This window comes from Allobranchiibius sp. GilTou73, assembly GCF_021391335.1.
Lineage (GTDB): Bacteria > Actinomycetota > Actinomycetes > Actinomycetales > Dermatophilaceae > Allobranchiibius > Allobranchiibius huperziae.
The window spans coordinates 1,960,037-1,977,904 of the sequence record NZ_CP090051.1 but is presented as its reverse complement, the minus strand read 5'-3'; the positions used below and the strand labels follow the sequence as shown (position 1 = coordinate 1,977,904).

18 protein-coding genes are annotated in these 17,868 nt (G+C 69.1%); 5 read left to right on the top strand and 13 right to left on the bottom strand.

The features are described from left to right. The first annotated feature begins 36 nt into the window (after positions 1 to 36). Entirely contained in the window at positions 37 to 1,137 is a 1,101-nt protein-coding gene (locus LVQ62_RS09870) for a glycosyltransferase (RefSeq protein ID WP_208050832.1), read from the top strand. 12 nt (positions 1,138 to 1,149) lie between these two features. Here the strand turns inward: LVQ62_RS09870 and LVQ62_RS09865 are convergent, their stop codons facing one another. The 9 genes from LVQ62_RS09865 to LVQ62_RS09825 form a co-directional block, all read right to left on the bottom strand. Further along, positions 1,150 to 2,643 (bottom strand): polysaccharide biosynthesis tyrosine autokinase, encoded by a 1,494-nt coding sequence (locus LVQ62_RS09865; RefSeq protein WP_233761251.1) that lies wholly within the window; start codon positions 2,641 to 2,643, stop codon positions 1,150 to 1,152. A gap of 76 nt (positions 2,644 to 2,719) precedes the next feature. Further along, positions 2,720 to 3,028: a PqqD family peptide modification chaperone gene (locus LVQ62_RS09860; protein ID WP_179481616.1), complete on the bottom strand. Its 309-nt coding sequence runs from the start codon at positions 3,026 to 3,028 to the stop codon at positions 2,720 to 2,722. Continuing rightward, the gene (locus LVQ62_RS09855) at positions 3,028 to 3,861 is read right to left on the bottom strand and encodes a nucleotidyltransferase family protein (RefSeq protein ID WP_233761249.1); all 834 of its coding nucleotides are present in this window, start codon (positions 3,859 to 3,861) and stop codon (positions 3,028 to 3,030) included. The genes LVQ62_RS09860 and LVQ62_RS09855 overlap by 1 nt, the downstream gene beginning before the upstream one ends. Before the next feature lie 98 nt (positions 3,862 to 3,959). Beyond that, complete coding sequence (locus LVQ62_RS09850; protein WP_179481620.1) at positions 3,960 to 4,271, bottom strand: DUF3349 domain-containing protein; 312 nt, start codon at positions 4,269 to 4,271, stop codon at positions 3,960 to 3,962. Beyond that, on the bottom strand, positions 4,271 to 4,573 hold the full coding sequence (locus LVQ62_RS09845) for a hypothetical protein (RefSeq protein WP_233761247.1): 303 nt from the start codon (positions 4,571 to 4,573) through the stop codon (positions 4,271 to 4,273). The genes LVQ62_RS09850 and LVQ62_RS09845 overlap by 1 nt, the downstream gene beginning before the upstream one ends. A 9-nt stretch (positions 4,574 to 4,582) precedes the next feature. Beyond that, entirely contained in the window at positions 4,583 to 5,803 is a 1,221-nt protein-coding gene (locus LVQ62_RS09840) for an inorganic phosphate transporter (RefSeq protein ID WP_233761245.1), read from the bottom strand. Between the two features lie 125 nt (positions 5,804 to 5,928). Then, entirely contained in the window at positions 5,929 to 7,371 is a 1,443-nt protein-coding gene (locus LVQ62_RS09835; protein ID WP_233761243.1) for an HAD-IB family hydrolase, read from the bottom strand. Next, positions 7,368 to 8,678 (bottom strand): alpha/beta fold hydrolase, encoded by a 1,311-nt coding sequence (locus LVQ62_RS09830; RefSeq protein WP_179481628.1) that lies wholly within the window; start codon positions 8,676 to 8,678, stop codon positions 7,368 to 7,370. The genes LVQ62_RS09835 and LVQ62_RS09830 overlap by 4 nt, the downstream gene beginning before the upstream one ends. A gap of 220 nt (positions 8,679 to 8,898) precedes the next feature. Further along, positions 8,899 to 9,201, bottom strand: coding sequence for a hypothetical protein (locus LVQ62_RS09825; protein WP_233761240.1), 303 nt, complete (start codon positions 9,199 to 9,201; stop codon positions 8,899 to 8,901). A 19-nt stretch (positions 9,202 to 9,220) separates the two neighbouring features. Here LVQ62_RS09825 and LVQ62_RS09820 point away from each other — a divergent pair, with 19 nt between their 5' ends. Both LVQ62_RS09820 and LVQ62_RS09815 read left to right on the top strand, forming a co-directional pair. Beyond that, the gene (locus LVQ62_RS09820; RefSeq protein ID WP_233761238.1) at positions 9,221 to 9,574 is read left to right on the top strand and encodes a hypothetical protein; all 354 of its coding nucleotides are present in this window, start codon (positions 9,221 to 9,223) and stop codon (positions 9,572 to 9,574) included. Between the two features lie 192 nt (positions 9,575 to 9,766). Continuing rightward, positions 9,767 to 10,474, top strand: coding sequence for a hypothetical protein (locus LVQ62_RS09815; protein ID WP_233761236.1), 708 nt, complete (start codon positions 9,767 to 9,769; stop codon positions 10,472 to 10,474). Between the two features lie 63 nt (positions 10,475 to 10,537). Here LVQ62_RS09815 and LVQ62_RS09810 read toward each other — a convergent pair whose 3' ends face one another. From LVQ62_RS09810 to LVQ62_RS09800, 3 genes are all read right to left on the bottom strand, one after another. Beyond that, positions 10,538 to 13,438, bottom strand: a complete 2,901-nt coding sequence (locus LVQ62_RS09810; protein WP_233761234.1) for a vitamin B12-dependent ribonucleotide reductase — start codon at positions 13,436 to 13,438, stop codon at positions 10,538 to 10,540. A 124-nt stretch (positions 13,439 to 13,562) separates the two neighbouring features. Continuing rightward, positions 13,563 to 14,072 carry a transcriptional regulator NrdR gene (gene nrdR, locus LVQ62_RS09805; RefSeq protein ID WP_233761232.1) on the bottom strand — a complete coding sequence of 170 codons (510 nt, stop codon included), beginning with the start codon at positions 14,070 to 14,072 and terminating at the stop codon, positions 13,563 to 13,565. 329 nt (positions 14,073 to 14,401) lie between these two features. Beyond that, positions 14,402 to 14,608 (bottom strand): LysM peptidoglycan-binding domain-containing protein, encoded by a 207-nt coding sequence (locus LVQ62_RS09800; RefSeq protein WP_233761230.1) that lies wholly within the window; start codon positions 14,606 to 14,608, stop codon positions 14,402 to 14,404. 537 nt (positions 14,609 to 15,145) lie between these two features. Here LVQ62_RS09800 and lexA point away from each other — a divergent pair. Next, complete coding sequence (gene lexA / locus LVQ62_RS09795) at positions 15,146 to 15,874, top strand: transcriptional repressor LexA (protein WP_179481642.1); 729 nt, start codon at positions 15,146 to 15,148, stop codon at positions 15,872 to 15,874. A 24-nt stretch (positions 15,875 to 15,898) separates the two neighbouring features. Here lexA and LVQ62_RS09790 read toward each other — a convergent pair whose 3' ends face one another. Then, positions 15,899 to 16,798, bottom strand: a complete 900-nt coding sequence (locus tag LVQ62_RS09790; RefSeq protein WP_233761228.1) for an NAD-dependent protein deacetylase — start codon at positions 16,796 to 16,798, stop codon at positions 15,899 to 15,901. A 127-nt stretch (positions 16,799 to 16,925) separates the two neighbouring features. Here LVQ62_RS09790 and LVQ62_RS09785 point away from each other — a divergent pair, with 127 nt between their 5' ends. Continuing rightward, positions 16,926 to 17,855 carry a LysR family transcriptional regulator gene (locus tag LVQ62_RS09785; RefSeq protein WP_233761226.1) on the top strand — a complete coding sequence of 310 codons (930 nt, stop codon included), beginning with the start codon at positions 16,926 to 16,928 and terminating at the stop codon, positions 17,853 to 17,855. Positions 17,856 to 17,868: the final 13 nt, after the last annotated feature.

Below are 17,868 nucleotides of genomic sequence, written 5' to 3'. Positions count from 1 at the left end.
AAAGGCCCTGAGGAGTAGGGAGTGTGGACCACCGGCATGAGTGAGCCGACCGTGGCGATCGCCCACGACTACCTCACCCAACGCGGTGGCGCCGAGCGAGTGGTCCTCGCCATGCATCGCGCGTTCCCCGAGGCACCGATCTACACCACGCTCTACGCACCGGACCGCACGTTCCCGGAGTTCCGCGACGCGAACATCGTGATGACGGGCCTGAATCGGATGGCTCCCCTGCGCCGTGAACACCGCTTCGCGTTGCCCCTTCTCGCGGCCACCGTCGGGCGGACCCACATCCCCGCCGACGTGGTCATCGCCTCGACCAGCGGGTGGGCACACGGCTTCCGCACCGACGGTCGGATGCTGGTCTACTGCCACTCCCCCGCACGCTGGCTCTATCTGACCGACCAGTACGTCGGCCGGGCCTCCTGGCGCAGCCCACGCGGTCTGGCGGCGCTCGCCGTACGGACGCCCCTCATCCGCTGGGACCGCGCGGCCGCGGCGCGCGCCGACCACTACTGGGCCAACTCCCGGGTCGTGCAGACGCGCATCCACGACGTCTACGGCATCGATGCGGAGCTGCTGCACCCGCCGTACGGGATCGACGTCACCGGTCCGATGGCGCGGCCGCCCCAGGTGCCGCCGGAGCCGTTCCACCTCCTGGTGGCCCGGCTGCTGCCCTACAAGAACGTCGACCAGGTCCTCGCCGCGTACGTCGGTCGCTCCGAGCGGCTGCTCGTCGTCGGCGACGGTCCGATGCGCGATCAGCTGCGGCGCGCCGCACCCCCCAACGTGGCCTTCGCGCCGCAGTTGGACGACGCCCACCTGCGCTGGTGCTACGCGCACGCGTCGGCGCTGCTCGCGGCCAGCTACGAGGATTTCGGGCTCACGATCCTGGAGGCGGCGGCGTTCGGCACGCCTGCGGTCGCACTCCGCGCCGGGGGCTTCTTGGACAGCGTGCGCGAGGACGTCACCGGAGTCTTCTTCGACGAGCCGACCAGTATGGCGATCTCGCGCGCGCTGGACCGGCTGAGCGAGCAGGAGTTCGACCCCGAGGTGATCGCCGGGCACGCGGCGACGTTCGGAGAGGCCCGGTTCGCAGAGCGACTGCGGCAGTCCGTGGCCTCGTTCGCGACCGGGTGAACCGGCCGACCCTCAGACCTTCGCGCGCCGCTTGAGGTGCACGTGCCGCTCGCTGCGGCTGCTGACCGACGCCCCGCCGTCGACGGCACCGGTCGCGGCGTCCACGTCGGGGGTGCTCTCCGTCTGCTGCTTCGGCTCCGTCACCTCGGAGCTGTAGTAACGCTGGCTGGCCCGGCGGTAGCCGCCGTAGCCGTAGCCGTAGTAGGCGGCACCGATGCCCCGCGCCGGCGCACGGTTGATGACGCTGCCGAGCAGGCGGGCGTTGATCCGCTCCAGCATCGAGACCGACACCCGCAACTGCTCCTTCGCGGTGCGGCCCATCACTGCGACGAGCACGGCGCCGTCGGCGGCCGCGGCGAGCAGTCCCGCATCGGTGACCGGGAGGATCGGCGGCGCGTCGATGATGACCATGTGGTCCTCGCGCAGGGTGGAGAGCAGGGAGCGCATCCGGTCCGAACCGACCAGCTCCGAGGGGTTCGGAGGCACGCGCCCGGCGGGCAGGATCCGCAGATTTTCGGTGCTGACCGAGCGCAGCGCGTCCTCCAACTCCACCGTGCCGGCGAGGACCTGCGACAACCCCACCGACCCGTCGATGCCGTAGACCTCGGCGACGGTCGGACGGCGCAGGTCGGCGTCGATGAGCACGGTGGGCGTGCCGGCGTCGGCGAGCACGCGCGCCAGCGTCGACGCGACGGTGGACTTGCCCTCACCGGGATTGGGGCTGGTGACGACGATCGCCTTCGGCGGGTTGTCGACGTTGACGAACCGCAGGTTGGTGCGCAGCTGTCGCAGCGCCTCACCGGCGTGCGAGTGCGGGTCGGCGTCCCGGCGCGAGTTGCCCCGCAGCATCGAGGTCTTGGGCAGGATGCCGAGTGTGCCCGCACCCGTGATCGTCTCGACGTCCTGGACGGTGCGCAGCCGCTGGTCGAGCATCAGCCGCAGGACGGCGAGTAGGTAGCCCAGCACGACGCCGGCGGCGAAACCGGCCTCGACGTGCTTCTTCACGTTGGGGCTGATCCGACCGCCATCGCCCGTGGCGTTCTGCAGCGGCACGACCCGTATCACGGTCTGGCCGCCGTCGCTCTCCAGGTTCTTCACCGTGTTCGCGGTCGCGACCAGGGCCGCGTTGGCGATCTTCGGGCAGTCCGAGGGGGTGTCGCAGGTGACGGAGACCGTGATCAGGGCGGCCGTTCCGACACTGGCCGTGATGTGCCCGGCGATGCGCCCGACCGGGATGCCGGTGGCCTTGGACACCTCGTTGGCGACCGGCAGCGTGCCCACGAGCGTGGTGTAGGCCTGTGCCTTCTGCTGAGCGACCTGGCTGCCGTTGATGGTGTCGGCGATGTTGCCGGTGCCACCCACCTGCACGAACGCCGACGACGACGACGCGTAGGTCACCGGCAGGCTCAGCACGTAGGCGTACGCACCCAGGGTGCACACGACGATCGCGACGAGCAGCACATGCCAGTTCGCACGGCTGAGCCGGAGGAAGTCGACGACGGTCACGTGGTGTTGGGTCCTTGGCCTGAGGGCGGGCCACGATCGACGGGCGCCGATCCGGCTCTTGTGGGCAGCAGGAATGCTACCCGTCCACAGCCCCCTGATCGGGTTCGCGCACCTGCAGAAGTCCACGCCGGAGCAGTTCGCGCAGGAAGCTCTCGACGGAGTCCCGGACCGTGTCCGGGGTCTGCCCGGTGGCCAGCGCGACCTCGGCGGTGATCTCGTCCTCAGGCATCGAGCGGGCGGCATCCCAGATCTGTGCCGCCGGCCCCTCCAGGGCGATCGGGAGACCGGCTCTGACGCGGGTCAGATAGACGGCCGGGCCGTGGGGGCCGCCGTCCTCGTCGACGACCCACGCGACGCCGTCCGGGACGACGTACGCCGGCTGCATCACCGCCCCCTTCGACGCGGCAGACGGCGGGTCAGCAGCACACCGATCTCCCGCGCTGCCACCATCGGACGGCGCACCGTCGCCTGCAGCCACTCCGCGCGGGACGGCTCGTGGCCCAGCCGCATCTGCAGGTGGTCGCGGTTGACCAGCAGCACCTCACCGCACAGCTTCGCCTTCTCCGGCAGGGTGGTGGCCGCGCGGAAGCGGGCACGCCACTCCTGCAACCGCGTGCCGCCCTCGGAGGCGACCACCCACAGGTCGTGATCGGCACGGTCGCGGAAACGGTGGAGATCTCCGCTGGCAGCCGCCAGGGCGACCTCCGCCCCCAGCCCTTGCGCCAGGCGCGCGACCTGATCAAGCTCGGCCGGGGTGAGCGCGGCACGGACGCGGTCGATGTCCGCGCGTCCGCGAGCGGTGTCGCGGGCGCCGTGCAGAAGGATGAGCAACGCCTGGTCGAGCACGCTCGGCACCTGCACGTCGTACGCCGCGATCGTGGCGGTGCACCGACGTTGCCACAGCTGCTCGAACGCGACGGAGGCATCGACCCCGAAACCAGGGAACAAGCGGTGCACATCGACCCAGCCCCAGTAACGGTGATGCAGATTGGCGGCATGCCGGAAGATCGAGCCGGACTCGAATCCGGTGCGCGGCTCGAACTCCGCAGCCTCCAGCACGGACGTCAGCTGGGGCACGTGAGAGGGCCGGACCAGCACGTCGACGTCGCTGCTGGTGCGACCTACGAGCCGGAAACGGGCCGTGGTCGCCGGCCCCTTGATGTGCAGCAGGTCCACCCCGGCGTCACGTGCCAGGTGCTCGACGACGGCATGCGCCAAAGACAGTCGCGCCCATGCGGGAGGACGATCTCGGACTGATGCATGGGCTTCGAGTCTAGGTCGAGGTCACCCGCCTTCGGCGACTTGCGAGCCCCTCGTCATCGGGCGTCGTGCAGCGGCCAGCCCTTCTTCTCCAACCGCTCCTGCACACGCCGCAGATCCGACTCGGACGGCACCCCGTCGGTGTACTTGGTGACCAGGACGCCGACGTCGACCCGGGAGATCGCCGCATCGTCGCCGTGCTCGCGTGCGCCTGAGATGAGTTGACGCGCAACGTCTTTGACCTCTTCGTCGGACAACTGCCGACGCAGGAGCGCGAGCAGCGGCTGGTAGTCGCGCTCCGGGACGCCGTCCGGATAGCCCGCGCGCAGCCAGGTCATCAGGTTGGCCATGAAGACGGGTCGATCCATCAAAAGACCTCGATCCCGAGGTAGTGCTTCAGGCTGGCCTTGGTGATCCACAGCACCCCCAGCAGGATCGCGACGGCGATCAGCCCGAAGAGCAGGTACGCCGCACCGAGGGCGACCGGGTTGCCGCGGCTCGCTCCCCCGGACGTCCCGGCGTCGCCCGCGAAGGCACCGCCTGCTGACCCGCCGTGTCCCTGCGCGAGCAGCCGGACCCCGACAGCGAACAGGGCGGGCAGGCCCGCGCCGAAGACCAGCCCGGCGAGCAGGACCCGGAACAGTGAGGCGAATTCGTCCGCAGTGATCATCGTGGCCTCCTAGGCGGCGGGTTGACGCTCGGACAGTTCGGAACGTACGGACGGAGCGCCCTCCCACTCGTCGTTGACGTTCCCGGCGTGCACCGCGGTGGCCCGGCTGCGCAGATACATGTACCCGGCCGCGCTCAGCAGCACGATGAAGATGACGACCGCGCCGCCGACACCCCCGATCAGGTGCGCGACGCCGTAGCAGGCGGCGCCGACGATCGCGGCGCACGGGAGGGTGAGCACCCAGCCGGCCGCCATCCGCCCGGCGACACTCCATCGCACCTGGGAATTGGGCCGGCCGAGGCCGGTGCCGACGATCGACCCGGAGGCGACGTGGGTCGTCGAGAGCGCCATCCCGAAGTGGCTGGAGGTCAGGATGATCGCCGCGGACGAGGCCTCGGCGGCCATGCCCTGCGGTGCGTCGATGTCGACCAGGCCCTTGCCGAGGGTGCGGATGACCCGCCAGCCGCCGAGGTAGGTGCCGAGCGCGATCGCCGCGCCGCAGCTGAAGATGATCCAGATCGGGATGCCGTTCTTCATGATGTCACCGGAGGTCAGGGAGCCTTTGGCGATCAGAGCGAGCGCGATGACGCCCATCGTCTTCTGCGCGTCTCCCGTGCCGTGCGCTAGGGACACCAGCGAGGCCGTCCCGATCTGGCCCCAGCGGAAGGAGCTCTCCTTCTCGCTGTCGCGCACCGACCGGGTGATCGCGTAGATCAGGAAGGTGCCGATGGCCGCGACGATGCCGGCGACGAACGGTGAGGCGACGGCGGGCAGGAGCACCTTGGAGACCAGGCCGTCCCAGTTGATCCTGCTGAGCCCGCCCGAGGCCAGACCCGCGCCGATCAGGCCGCCGAAGAGGGCGTGCGAGGAGCTGGAGGGCAGCCCGTGCAACCAGGTGAACAGGTTCCACAGGATGCCGCCCACCAGCCCGGCGAAGATGATGATGAGCGCTGTCTCCGCGGTGATGCCGCCGAGCAGGTTGCCCGATCCCTTCTGCTGGATCTTCAGGACCGACGTGGTGACAGTCGTCGCGACCTCCACCGACAGGAAGGCGCCGACCAGGTTGAGGAGGCCGGAGATGGCGACGGCCACCTTCGGCTTCAGCGCACCCGTCGCGATCGAGGTGGCCATGGCGTTCCCGGTGTCGTGGAAGCCGTTGGTGAAGTCGAACCCGAGGGCGGTCACGACGACCAGCACCAGGACGACGACCTCTTGGGCGTGTGCGCTCATGGCGCAAGTGTGGGTGCCACGAGGACTCAACGTCTAGTCGAGTGAACGCCGGCCTACCCCACCTGACCTGCGCAAACGCGGATGACGGCCGGTGTTCACCCGATGTTCATCCGGGGCGGGCGGCTCTACTCGTCCTGCGCCTCGTCCGCGCGGGCGAACGACCGGTCCGCCGGCGGCACCTTCCCGCCGGGGTAGCTGGATGCCAGTTGCTCCATCGTGGGGCGGCGGCGACTGCGCGCCTCGTCAGGCAGCAGGCGCGCGATCGCCTTCATCACCCGGTCGGTGTCGGCGGCCGCGGAGCGGTACTTCAGCTCGACCGGTGGACCGAAACGCACGGTGATCTGCGGCGGGTGCAGGTAGTTGAGCATCTGCGGCAGCTTGGACGAGCGGGGCCAGACCTGCTCGGTGCCCCAGATCGCGCACGGGATGACCGGCACCCCGGTGCTCTTGGCCAGCCGGGCGACCCCCGTGTGGCCCTTGAGCGCACTGGAGAAGAAATCCGGCCCGCGCGGGATGGTGCCCTGCGGCATCACCCCGACGAGCTCGCCACCGCGCAACGCGGTCTCGGCGGCAGCGAGCGGGTCCGGAGCATCGGGGACCTTGCTCTCCCGGTCGACCGGGATCCCGCCGGATCCGGCGATCAGCTGCCCCACCACCGGTACGTCGAAGATTTCCCGCTTGGCCATGAACCGGCCGGTGCGGCCGGCGCGACCCATCGCCAGGAACATCGTCGGCAGGTCGAAGTAGCTGCGGTGGTTGGCCGCCACGAGGACGCCGCCCTCGCTCGGCACGTGTTCGGTCCCGAGCACCTCGAACCGCGCGTAGGGAAACGCCTCGGGACGCGCCATCCACTGGCCGATCCGCTGCAGTTCGATGTCGACGAACGGCACCTTGAAGACGCCGGGAGACGCGCTGAAGTGCTCCACCGGCCAGCGCCGTACGGTCGCGAACGCGAGCAGCCGCGGGTCGGGGTTGACCGCGTGCGGGTGTCCGACCGCGGACAGCAGGGGCAGGTCGTAGACGGAGTCGGAGTAGGCGAAGGACTGCGTCAGGTCCACGTCGTGCTCACCGGCCCAGTCGCGAACGGCGGCCAGTTTGCCCGTGGACCAGACGAACGGACCGTCCAGGCCCCCGTCGTACCGACCCGAGACCGGGTCCACGGAGTAACGCGTCGCGATCACGGCGTCGAGTTCGAGCAGATCGGCCAGCGGCTGGATGAGGTGCAGCGGTGTCGTCGTGGCGAGGACGACCTTGCGCCCGGCGGCGCGGTGCTTCTCCAGCGTGAGGTGGGCGAACGGCTCGATCAGATCCATCAGGCCGACCGCCGCGCGCCGCGCCGCCTCGTCGAACGCGCCGGCGCGCTTGCCGCGGGCGACCAGCGTCGCGTTGCGCGCCAGGACCATCGACGGAAGGGTCTCGCCGAACCGGTTGAACACGCCGTAGAGCAGGCTCTCGCCGGGCAGCTTGGTGGTGACCAGGCCGGCCTCGCGCAGGGCATCGGTGATGATCGGCCCGGACGCCCCGCGGAGCAGCGTGCGGTCGAGGTCGAAGAACGCGGCGCCGGTCATGCCTGCACGCCGAGGACGTCCGCGATGACCTCGTAGACCCGCGGGTCGTTGACCAGGTCGTTGTGACTCATGGACCCCATCATGGTGGACCGGCTCAGGTCGTTGTCCGCTCCCGCGCGAGCACTCGCGCGCGGCACGATCCCGTCGCCGATGATCCCGCCCAGCCGCGCGTGCGGATCCTTGGTGAGCACGCCTGCGACGGCCAGATGGCGCACGACCATCTGCGGGGCCAGCGCCTGGCGCCATTCGGCGGCGTCCGGCATCGCGCCGCGGGTGTCGGCGAGGAAGAGGTTGCCCGGCCGCAGGTCCTTGATCCCTTCGCTGCGGAACTGGATGACGTCGCCCAGCCACCGGGTGGCGCCGTACCCGGAGAAGAACTCGGCGAGGTAGTTGGCGCCCTGCTCGATCGGCGACCCGTGGTACGGCGTGCCGAGGGTGATCAGGTCACTCACCAGGGGTCCCCACGTCGAGGAGGTCGGCCACTGCAGCAGGGCGCTGCTCGCCACCAGACCGCCCATCGAGTGCCCCACCAGCACCACGCGTTCGACGGGCACCGGCCAGTGGTCGACGACCTGCTCGATCAGCAGGGCGAGCTCCAAGCCGTTGGACTTGATCCGCAACCCGGTGTTGTAGCGCACCCAGAGGGCCGACCAGTCACCGTGCGCCTCCAGACGCCGCCCGTAACTGAGCCGTCGCCCATCGTCGTCGCGGTGCGCGTGCCGCTTCCACATCTGCTCGGTGCCGACGAAGCCGTGCACGAAGATGACGATCTGGGGTGTGGCGTCCGGGTAGGCGCGGGCCAGGCCGTCCGCGGTCGCAGGGACCCGCTCCCCGGAGCGGCGCAGGCTCATCGGGGAGGACAACGGCATCCGCCCGGACGACGCCATCTTGTCGCCGTTGAACCCGTGCACGAAGGCGAGGACTCCGCTCGCCCGCCGCGTGGTGCCCCGCCCGAACTTGCTCGTCCGGCCCGCCTGCGCGGCCTTCGCCGCAGTCGCGCCGACCGCCTCGGCCACGCCCTCGAGCGCGACGGCCGACGCGCCGTACGCAGCGCGCGCGATGTGGTCGTGCGCGAACTCCACCGGGGTGACGACCGGGCCGACAGTGCGGCGCGCAGACGCGAAGACCTTGCTCGCGACGGCACCGTGGGTGTCACGGATGGCTCCCGTGACGCCGCGTACGGCGGTGCCGGCGCGGTGAGCAGCGGCGACCTGGCTATCGGCGGGGGCAGCGAGGTGTGCCTCGCGATGTGCGTCGAGCTCTGATTCGATCTCTGAGTCGAGCGGCGGCTGGGCCCGTTGGGTCACGAAGTCTCCTCATCAGGTGTAACCCGCTCAACCTACCCGTGAGTAGCAGTCCTGCGCCGGACCTGACCGTTTGCCGGACAACGCAGCGTCCGATGACCCGGTCGGGCGATCACATCCGGCTCAACGACCCCCTCACCCACTCGCGTCGCACGAAGCACGAATGTGCACCACTTTTGCCTGTGGATAGCTCACGCGAGCCGGCCGGATCACGCATGCTGGGTCACCGTGGACGATCCAGGTCCATCAGGAGGCCGGTGCGCCACCGGTCAGGGAGGGTCCTCATGCCGCGCACCCGTGGCCGGTCCGTCGCCGTGCTGCTCGCAGTCGCCGGGGCGGCAAGCGTGAGCGCGTGCTCCGGAGGGTCGAGCACCACGCCGTCGACCACGTCGTCGACGACCAACAGTCCGTCGTCGACGAGCAGCTCCACGACCAGTTCCCCCGCACCGAGCAGCTCGACCTCTGCGTACGACGGCCCGGCCGGAGTTCCCACGGCCGCCCGCGCCCACACCGATGCGGGCCGCATCGCCTTCGCCAAGTACTACGTGCAGCAGATCAACGAGACCGGGAAGCACCCGAAGGTGGGCGTCCTAGAGCCCCTCGCCCTCCCCACCTGCAAAAGCTGCGCCAACTATGTCAATTCTGTCAACGAATTGAAGTCGACTGGTTCGCACTTTTCCGACGACGCCTACATCATCAAGGCTGCGACGTTTCCTGAAGCAGGGAACCACGACCGGGTCGAGTTGGCTTGTTCGACTCCTGCCGCAAATCAAGTGTCGGCGAGCGGCGCCGTCATTACGAGTTTCCCGCGAGTAAAGCGGGTGGCAATAGTCATTTTCCTCAGATGGTCGACGTTCTGGCGAGTAGAAGAGATCCAGAACGATGCTGGGGCGAGCTAAGTGGTCGGGCGCGTTTTCACCGCACTTGCCGCCGCAGCAGTTCCCCTCTTCGTCTGCTCGGGTGCTGAAGGCGCGGTCACGAATAAAGGTCCATGCAGGGGGAGTGCCTGCAACACCGACGGTGGCGCATACGTCGGGCTGAGCAAATCGGAGACGGCTCACCTTCCGCCGAAGACGACCACCGGCGGCACGGTGGGAAGTAAGACCTACAAGCCCGGGACGGCATACCAATACAGCACCGTGTTGAGGTGCGCGGGCAACGGCCCAGGACATCAGGAGTTCATCTGCCCCAACGCCCTTAGCTACTGCCAGACGGTGGGGCATGTCCCGGGTCCGTGGGTCTTCATCTACCGGCGCGTCGACACCGGGGACAACGTCTACGGGCCGTGGGAGTCGCCGGGAACCACGTGCTATCCGGACGTCCTCCCCGGAAAACACAAACCTCAGCTCACCCTCGCCATGATCGAGCACGCCTGGTCGGTGACGCCGTTCGCCAGACCACAGCTCTCGATCCAGCCGGTGAACAACCGCACGCTGGTAACGCTGCCGACCTACTTCCGGGCGAACTGGCCCGTCGCCGGGTACGCACCGGGCGAGGTCCGAACGGTGACCCTCGTCGGTCACGCCGTGCGTATCAATCCGACCCTGAAGTCCAACACCTTCGTCTTCGGCGACGGCTCGACCAGTGGAGCCACCCGGTCCATGGGTGGGACCTACCCGTCGGGTGACATCACACACGCCTACGACGCACCCGGCTCGTTCAGCACGTCGGTCCGCACCACCTACGGCGGGCAGTACTCCGTCGATGGCGGCGCGTGGACCGACCTCCCGGGCACCACCGTCGTCGCCGGCCCTGCCGAGCCGCTGCGGGTGCTGACCTCCACCACCCGCCTCTATTGACGATTCGACCATGCACGCCGGGGCACATCTGCCCCGGCGTGCATGGTCGAATCAGCGGCAGCGTCAGCTGCAGCCAGAGGTGCTTCCGCAGCCCTCGCACACGTAGCAGCTACCGGCCGGGCGCATCTTCGTGCCGCAGGTCATGCACATCGGCGCGTCCGCGGACTTGCCCTGGAACTTCTCCATCAGCTCGGCCGATGAGTGGATCTCCGAGGAGACCTCGCGCACGTCGGCCGCGCCGGCACCAGAGGTGATGTCCTTGGCAGCCACCGTCGACGTCGACTGCTCGGGCCGCTTGGCGGACGGCGCCGCTGACTGGGAGTAGGACTCCAGCTCGTCGGCGACATCTTCGTCACCGTCGGCCTCGGTCGCCTCGGCGTAAGAGCCAGTCTCGAGCTGACGGGTGCGCTCCTCGGCGGTGTGGATGCCCATGAACGACCGCGTCTCGAAGTCGGTGTAGTCCAGCGCCAGCCGACGGAAGACGTAGTCCATGATCGACTGCGCCATCCGCACGTCCGGGTCGTCGGTCAGACCGGCAGGCTCGAAGCGCAGGTTGGTGAACTTCTCCACGAAGGTCTCCAGCGGCACGCCGTACTGCAGGCCGATGGACACGGCGATCGAGAAGGCGTCCATCATGCCGGCGAGGGTCGAGCCCTGCTTGCCGAACTTCAGGAAGAGCTCGCCCAGCTGACCGTCGTCGTAGGTGCCCGCGGTGAGGTAGCCCTCCGCACCGCCGACGGCGAACGAGGTGGTCTGCGAGGTACGACGCTTCGGCATGCGCTTGCGCACCGGGCGATACTCGATGACCTTCTCGACGGCGGCGTCGGCAGCGGCGGCCGCCTTGTCCTTGGCGGTCGAGCCACCGTCGGACAGCGGTTGACCGACCTTGCAGTTGTCGCGGTAGACCGCCAGCGCCTTCAGCCCCAGCTTCCAGCCCTCCAGGTGCACCTCGGCGATGTCCTCGACGGTCGCCGTCTCCGGCAGGTTGACCGTCTTGGAGATCGCACCGGACAGGAACGGCTGGCAGGCCGCCATCATCCGCACGTGACCGAGAGCGCTGATCGCCCGCTCGCCCATCGCGCAGTCGAAGACCTCGTAGTGCTCCGGCTTCAGACCCGGCGCGTTGATGACGTGGCCCTTGTCGGCGATGTGCTCGACGATCGCCTCGATCTGCTCCTGCTGGTAGCCCAGCTTCTTCAGCGCGCGCGGGATCGTCTGGTTGACGATCTGCATCGATCCGCCACCGACCAGCTTCTTGAACTTGACCAGCGAGAAGTCCGGCTCGATGCCGGTGGTGTCGCAGTCCATCATGAAGCCGATCGTGCCGGTCGGCGCGAGCACCGAGGCCTGCGCGTTGCGGTAGCCATGGGCCGCGCCGAGCTCGACGACCTGCTTCCAGGCCTTGCTGGCGTAGCGGTGGATCTCACCGTCCATCGTGTCCAGCGGACGCAGCTCGTCGTTGGCGCTGCGGTGCTTGCGCATCACCTTCTGGTGCGCGTCCGCGTTGCGGGCGTAGCCCGCGTACGGACCGACGACCTCGGCCAGCTCGGCCGAGCGCTTGTACGCCGCGCCGGTCAGCAGGGAGGTGATCGCGCCGGCCAGGCTGCGGCCGCCCTCGGACTCGTACCCGTGGCCGGTCGCCATCAGCAGCGCGCCGAGGTTGGCGTAGCCGATGCCGAGCTGGCGGTAGTTGCGCGTGGTCTCGCCGATGGCCTCGGTCGGGAAGTCGGCGAAGCAGATCGAGATGTCCATCGCGGTGATGACCAGCTCGACGACCTTCTGGAACGTCGCGGTGTCGAAGGTGTCGTCGTCCCGCAGGAACTTCAACAGGTTGAGCGACGCCAGGTTGCACGAGGAGTTGTCCAGCGACATGTACTCCGAGCACGGGTTGGACGCGGTGATCCGGCCGCTCTCGGGGGTGGTGTGCCAGTCGTTGATCGTGTCGTCGTACTGGATGCCGGGGTCGGCGCACTCCCACGCCGCCTTGTTGAGCTTGGCGAACAGCTCACGGGCGTCGACGGACTCGATGACCTCACCGGTGCCGCGGGCGGTCAGCCCGAACTCCGTGCCGGCCTCGACCGCGCGCATGAACTTGTCGCTCACCCGCACCGAGTTGTTGGCGTTCTGGTACTGCACCGAGGTGATGTCACGGCCGCCGAGGTCCATGTCGAAGCCGGCGTCGCGCAGCGCGCGGATCTTGTCCTCCTCGCGCGCCTTGGTCTCGATGAACTCCTCGATGTCGGGGTGGTCCACGTCGAGCACGACCATCTTGGCCGCACGGCGGGTGGCCCCACCGGACTTGATGGTGCCCGCGGACGCGTCGGCGCCGCGCATGAAGGAGACCGGACCGCTGGCGGTGCCGCCGCTGGACAGCAGCTCCTTGGAGGAGCGGATCCGCGAGAGGTTGAGGCCGGCGCCCGAACCGCCCTTGAAGATGAACCCCTCCTCCTTGTACCAGTTGAGGATCGAGTCCATCGAGTCGTCGACCGACAGGATGAAGCACGCCGAGACCTGCTGCGGGCTCTTGGTGCCCACGTTGAACCACACCGGGGAGTTGAAGCTGAACACCTGGTGCAGCAGCGCCCAGGTCAGTTCGTGCTCGAAGATCTCCGCGTCCTCGTCGCTCGCGAAGTAGCCGTTGTCGCGCCCGCCCTTGACGTAGGTCAGGACGACACGGTCGATCAGCTGCTTGAGGCTGGTCTCACGCACCGCGGTGCCGAGCGCCCCGCGGAAGTACTTGGTCGTCACGATGGTGGAGGCGTTGAGAGACCAGAAGTCCGGGAAGAGGACACCGCGCTGCTCGAAGATCGTCGCGCCGGTCTTCCAGTTCTGCTGCACGACGTCGCGCTGCTCCCAGGTCACCTCGTCGTACGGGTGGACGCCGGGCGTGGTGAAGATGCGCTCGATGTGCACCCCACGGTCTGCGCGGGCGGCGTCGGCGCGGGCGCCGGTGGTCTCGGTCATGCTGTTCCTCCGTGTGACGTGGTGAGCTGGGCTGCTGATTCGGGTGGTGCTGGTGATGCTGTGGGGCCTTGCGGTACGCGCACGGGTGACTGCTGCAGCACCCGGCGCACGGGATGACCGGGTATCAGTGATCCTCCCCGCCACCACTGACAACGGGGTCGTCGGCGGCGTACGAGGGGCCGAGCACCTGACGCTCGGCGCGAAGCAGCGCGATCGCCGCCTCGAAGTCGCCCAGGTCGTCGAAGGCCTGGTAGACGGAGGCGAATCGCAGGTAGGCGACCTCGTCGAGGGCACGCAACGGGCCGAGGATCGCCAGACCGACGTCATGGGCGTCGATCTCGGCCAGTCCCTGCATCCGGATGGACTCCTCCACCTGCTGGGACAGCAGCGCCAGGTCGTCCTCGGAGACCGGGCGGCCCTGGCACGCCTTGCGCACCCCGACGAGCACCTTCTGGCGGCTGAACGGCTCGCTGGCGCCGGACCGCTTCACGACGGTCAGGCTCGTGGTCTCCATGGTGGAGAAGCGCTTGCCGCAGCTGGGGCACTGGCGGCGCCGTTTGATACAAGTGCCGTCCTCGCTCGAGCGGGAGTCGACGACGCGACTGTCCTCGTGCCGGCAGAACGGGCAGTGCATGCGGTCTCCCTCACCCTCGACGATCGGCTCACACCGATCTCTCGCCGTCCACGCCGTAGCCCCGCCCACCTGTGGGTAACTCGTGGACAACCGGGGGATATCCGCGCTGTGCCTTGGGATAACCCGGGTCGACCTGGGGACTACATGTGGACGACTTACATCGATGTAACTACTAGATGTAGGGATCGTATTCCGGTGGAGGGGGTGATGCAACCTTGAGAGGCTGCCCGGTTTGCGCGGGGTCGTTCGTGCTGGTCAGAGGGCCGCCGAGGGCGACACGGAGGCGGTGTCGGCCCTGCTACGGGGCGCCAGAAGGCGCGCGGCCGGACTCAGCGAGGCAGGCGCAGTTGCTCGCCGGCGAACACCTGCAGGGTGTTCAGTCGATTGGCGGCCTGCACCCGCTGCACCGCATTGCCGATCGGCAGCTGGGGGTAGGCGTGGTGGGCGACCGAGGACAGGGTCTGGCCCGACTGGACGACCACGGTGTCGTAGCGCTGCGCGGACCCGCCGCCCACTGCGGCACGGGCTCCCGCCACTCCCCCGACGAGACATAGGAGGAGAGCGCACAGCGTGATCAGCAGGCGACCGCGACGAGTGATGTGCATCGTCGGCGCAGGTGCATCCACGAGCACGGGCAGATCAGGGACCGCGCGCAGGTGGCCGCGACGGATGGACGCGGGCGCCGTACGTCGCGATGCGCCGGGACGACCCGGCAGGGCAGGGGTGGCGGGAGTGACCCAGCTGGGAACAGCGGTGACGGCACTCATGAGATCCTCCGATAACTCGTCGATCGTACGTGTGTGCGATCGATCATCTGTCTGATGTCTAGCACGCGCGTTCGAGAAAATCCAGACACGCCCCGAACAGATGTTTGGAAAGTGTGTCCGACTCTCGTAATCTCGTGCTCACCTGCAGAACTGAAACACCGACCACCGACAGCCCCTGCTCATCAGTTGTGAATCCGCGGAACGACGCCGAATACGGCGACTCATCGGCCCCGGGGGCGCAGCCGCACGGACACCTGGGGCGGGCGGTGGCAGCACGATCCACTCGGAGAGGGACGGACGAAGACCATGGCCAAGGTGCACCAGATGCCCGAGCGCGACGACGACGGTTTGACCACCCGACAGCGGCGCGTGCTGGAGGTCATCCGCAACTCCGTGGACCGGCGCGGTTACCCGCCGAGCCTGCGGGAGATCGGCGAGGCCGTCGGCCTGACCAGCCCCAGCTCCGTCGCTCACCAGCTGTCGATGCTCGAGCGCAAGGGCTACCTGCGCCGCGACCCCAACCGGCCGCGCGCCATCGAGGTCATCTCACCGGACCAGGACAAGGACCAGCGCGGCTACCGGGGCGGGTCCAGCGTCACCAACGCGCCGGACGGTGACCTGAGCGTCGAGGACGAGACCGGCATCGGCGACCGGCGACCCAGTGCGTCGTACGTCCCGGTCGTCGGACGGATCGCCGCGGGCGGTCCGATCCTGGCCGACGAGGTCGTCGAGGACGTCTTCCCGCTGCCCAAGCAGATCGTCGGCGAGGGCGACCTCTTCCTGCTGAAGGTCGTCGGCGACTCGATGATCGACGCCGCGATCTGCGACGGCGACTGGGTCGTGGTGCGTCAGCAACCGACCGCGACCAACGGCGACATCGTCGCGGCGATGCTCGACAACGAAGCGACCGTCAAGACCTTCAAGCGCACCGGGGGCAAGGTCTGGCTGATGCCGCACAACACGGCGTACGACCCGATCGACGGCGACGACGCCGTGGTGCTGGGCAAGGTCACGGCGGTGCTGCGCAGGGTCTGAGCGACCCCGGGCGCCCGGCGCTCCTCAGGCGCGCTGGGCGCCCGGTGCGCCCACGGCCGGCGCTCCCAGTCGGTCCGCCAGCGCCGTCAGGGTGCTGCCCAGCGGCGCCTCGATCTTCAGGTCGGTCTCGCCGTCCCCGCGGGTCCATCCGTCGTTGATCACGATCACGGGCACGCCGATGCGGGCGGCCCGGCGCACGAACCGGTAACCGGACATCACCGCGAGCGACGACCCCAGGACCAGCAGCGCCGACGCCTCCTCGACGAGGCCGAAGCACCGCTCCACCAACGGTTTCGGCACTGATTCGCCGAACATCACGACGTCCGGTTTCAGCAGGTCCGAACCGCACACCGGACAGTCGGCCGTGACGAACGCGCGCACGATCGCCTCGGGCAGCGCGACGTCGCCGTCGGGCCGGACCGCGCCTCCGATCGCGCGGTCGAATCCGGGGTTGGCGTCGCGCAACCAGTCGTCCATGTCATCGCGGCGATGCGTGCTCGAGCAGGCCATGCAGACCACCCGCTCCAGGTTGCCGTGCAGCTCGAGCACCTCGCTCGCGCCGGCCGCCTGATGCAGCCCATCGACGTTCTGGGTGATGACGCTCGTCAGGGTGCCGGCGGCGAGCAGCCTGGCGACCGCGCGGTGGCCGTCATTCGGTCGGGCAGCCGCAAAGCGTGGCCACCCGACGTAGGAACGTGCCCAATACCGCTGCCGCGCTTCATGACTGGCGCGTAGCTCGGTCACCGTCATCGGCTGCACCCGACGTACGCCGCGGGCGTCGCGGTAACTCGGCAGACCCGATTCGGTGGACAGGCCGGCTCCGGTCAGGGCGACCAGCCCGCCATCCGCCAGGTAGCTCGCCAGTCCGTCCCATTGATCCGGGCGCACTCCCTCGGGCACCGGGGAGACCGCGGACTCGAGCACGTCATCAGTGTCGCACCGGCCCCGTGGCCCCGTAGGCGCGCGGGTGGCTACTGCGGTGCATGGCTGGTGCAGAACGAAAGCATGAAGATGGGTTCCGATGGATAACCTTCCATTATATGATTTGCGCATGATCGACGCTGCGGGCCTGCGGGTCATCCGGGCCATCGCCGACGAGGGCAGCTTCACCGCTGCGGCCACCTCTTTGGGCTACTCCCAGCCCGCCATCTCCCAGATGGTGCGCCGTCTGGAGGACCGGATCGGCACCGTCCTGGTCGAGCGCCTGGGCCGCAGCGTGCGGCTGACCGAAGCCGGCGCGGTGCTGGCCCGTCACGCGGGCCCCGTGCTCAGCGCCCTCGAGGCCGCCGAATCAGAGGTCGCCGCGATCGCCGGGTTGCGCGCCGGCCGCGTCCGTCTGATGGCCTTCCCCTCCTCCTCCTCGACACTCGTCCCGCACGCGCTCGCGATGGTGCGAAAGGCCTACCCCGACGTCGAGGTGACCTTCACCGAGGCCGAGCCTCCCGAGTCGCTGGCCGCACTGCGGGCCGGCGAGTGCGACATCGCCGTCGCGTTCGCTTACGACGGTGCGCCGCTGGCCCGCGGCGAGGACGACATCGAGGCGTTCCAGTCCCGCAAGCTGCTCGACGACGAGGTGCGCCTGGTGGTGCCGTCGGATCACCGGCTCGCCGGCGCCGCGTCGGTGCGGATGACCGACATGGTCGACGAGCAGTGGATCGCGGGATGCCCGCGATGCCGCGGACACCTGCTCTCCCTGGCCGAGCGCGCCGGATTCAGCCCGTCGGTCTCGTTCGAGACCGAGGACTACGTGGCGGTGCTGGGTTTCGTCGCCGCGGGCCTGGGGGTCGCCCTCGTGCCTGACCTGATCCTGCACTCGGCGCACAACGACGGCGTGACGATCCTGCCGATCAAGCCGACCCCCCGTCGGACCGTCTACGCCGTCACCACCCCCGACCTCACGCGCGTGCCCGCCGTCGCCGCGACCCTGGAGGCGCTGTGCGCGGCGTCCACCTCGGTGCGGTCGGCGACACCGGTCGCCTGAGACTCCCCCACCT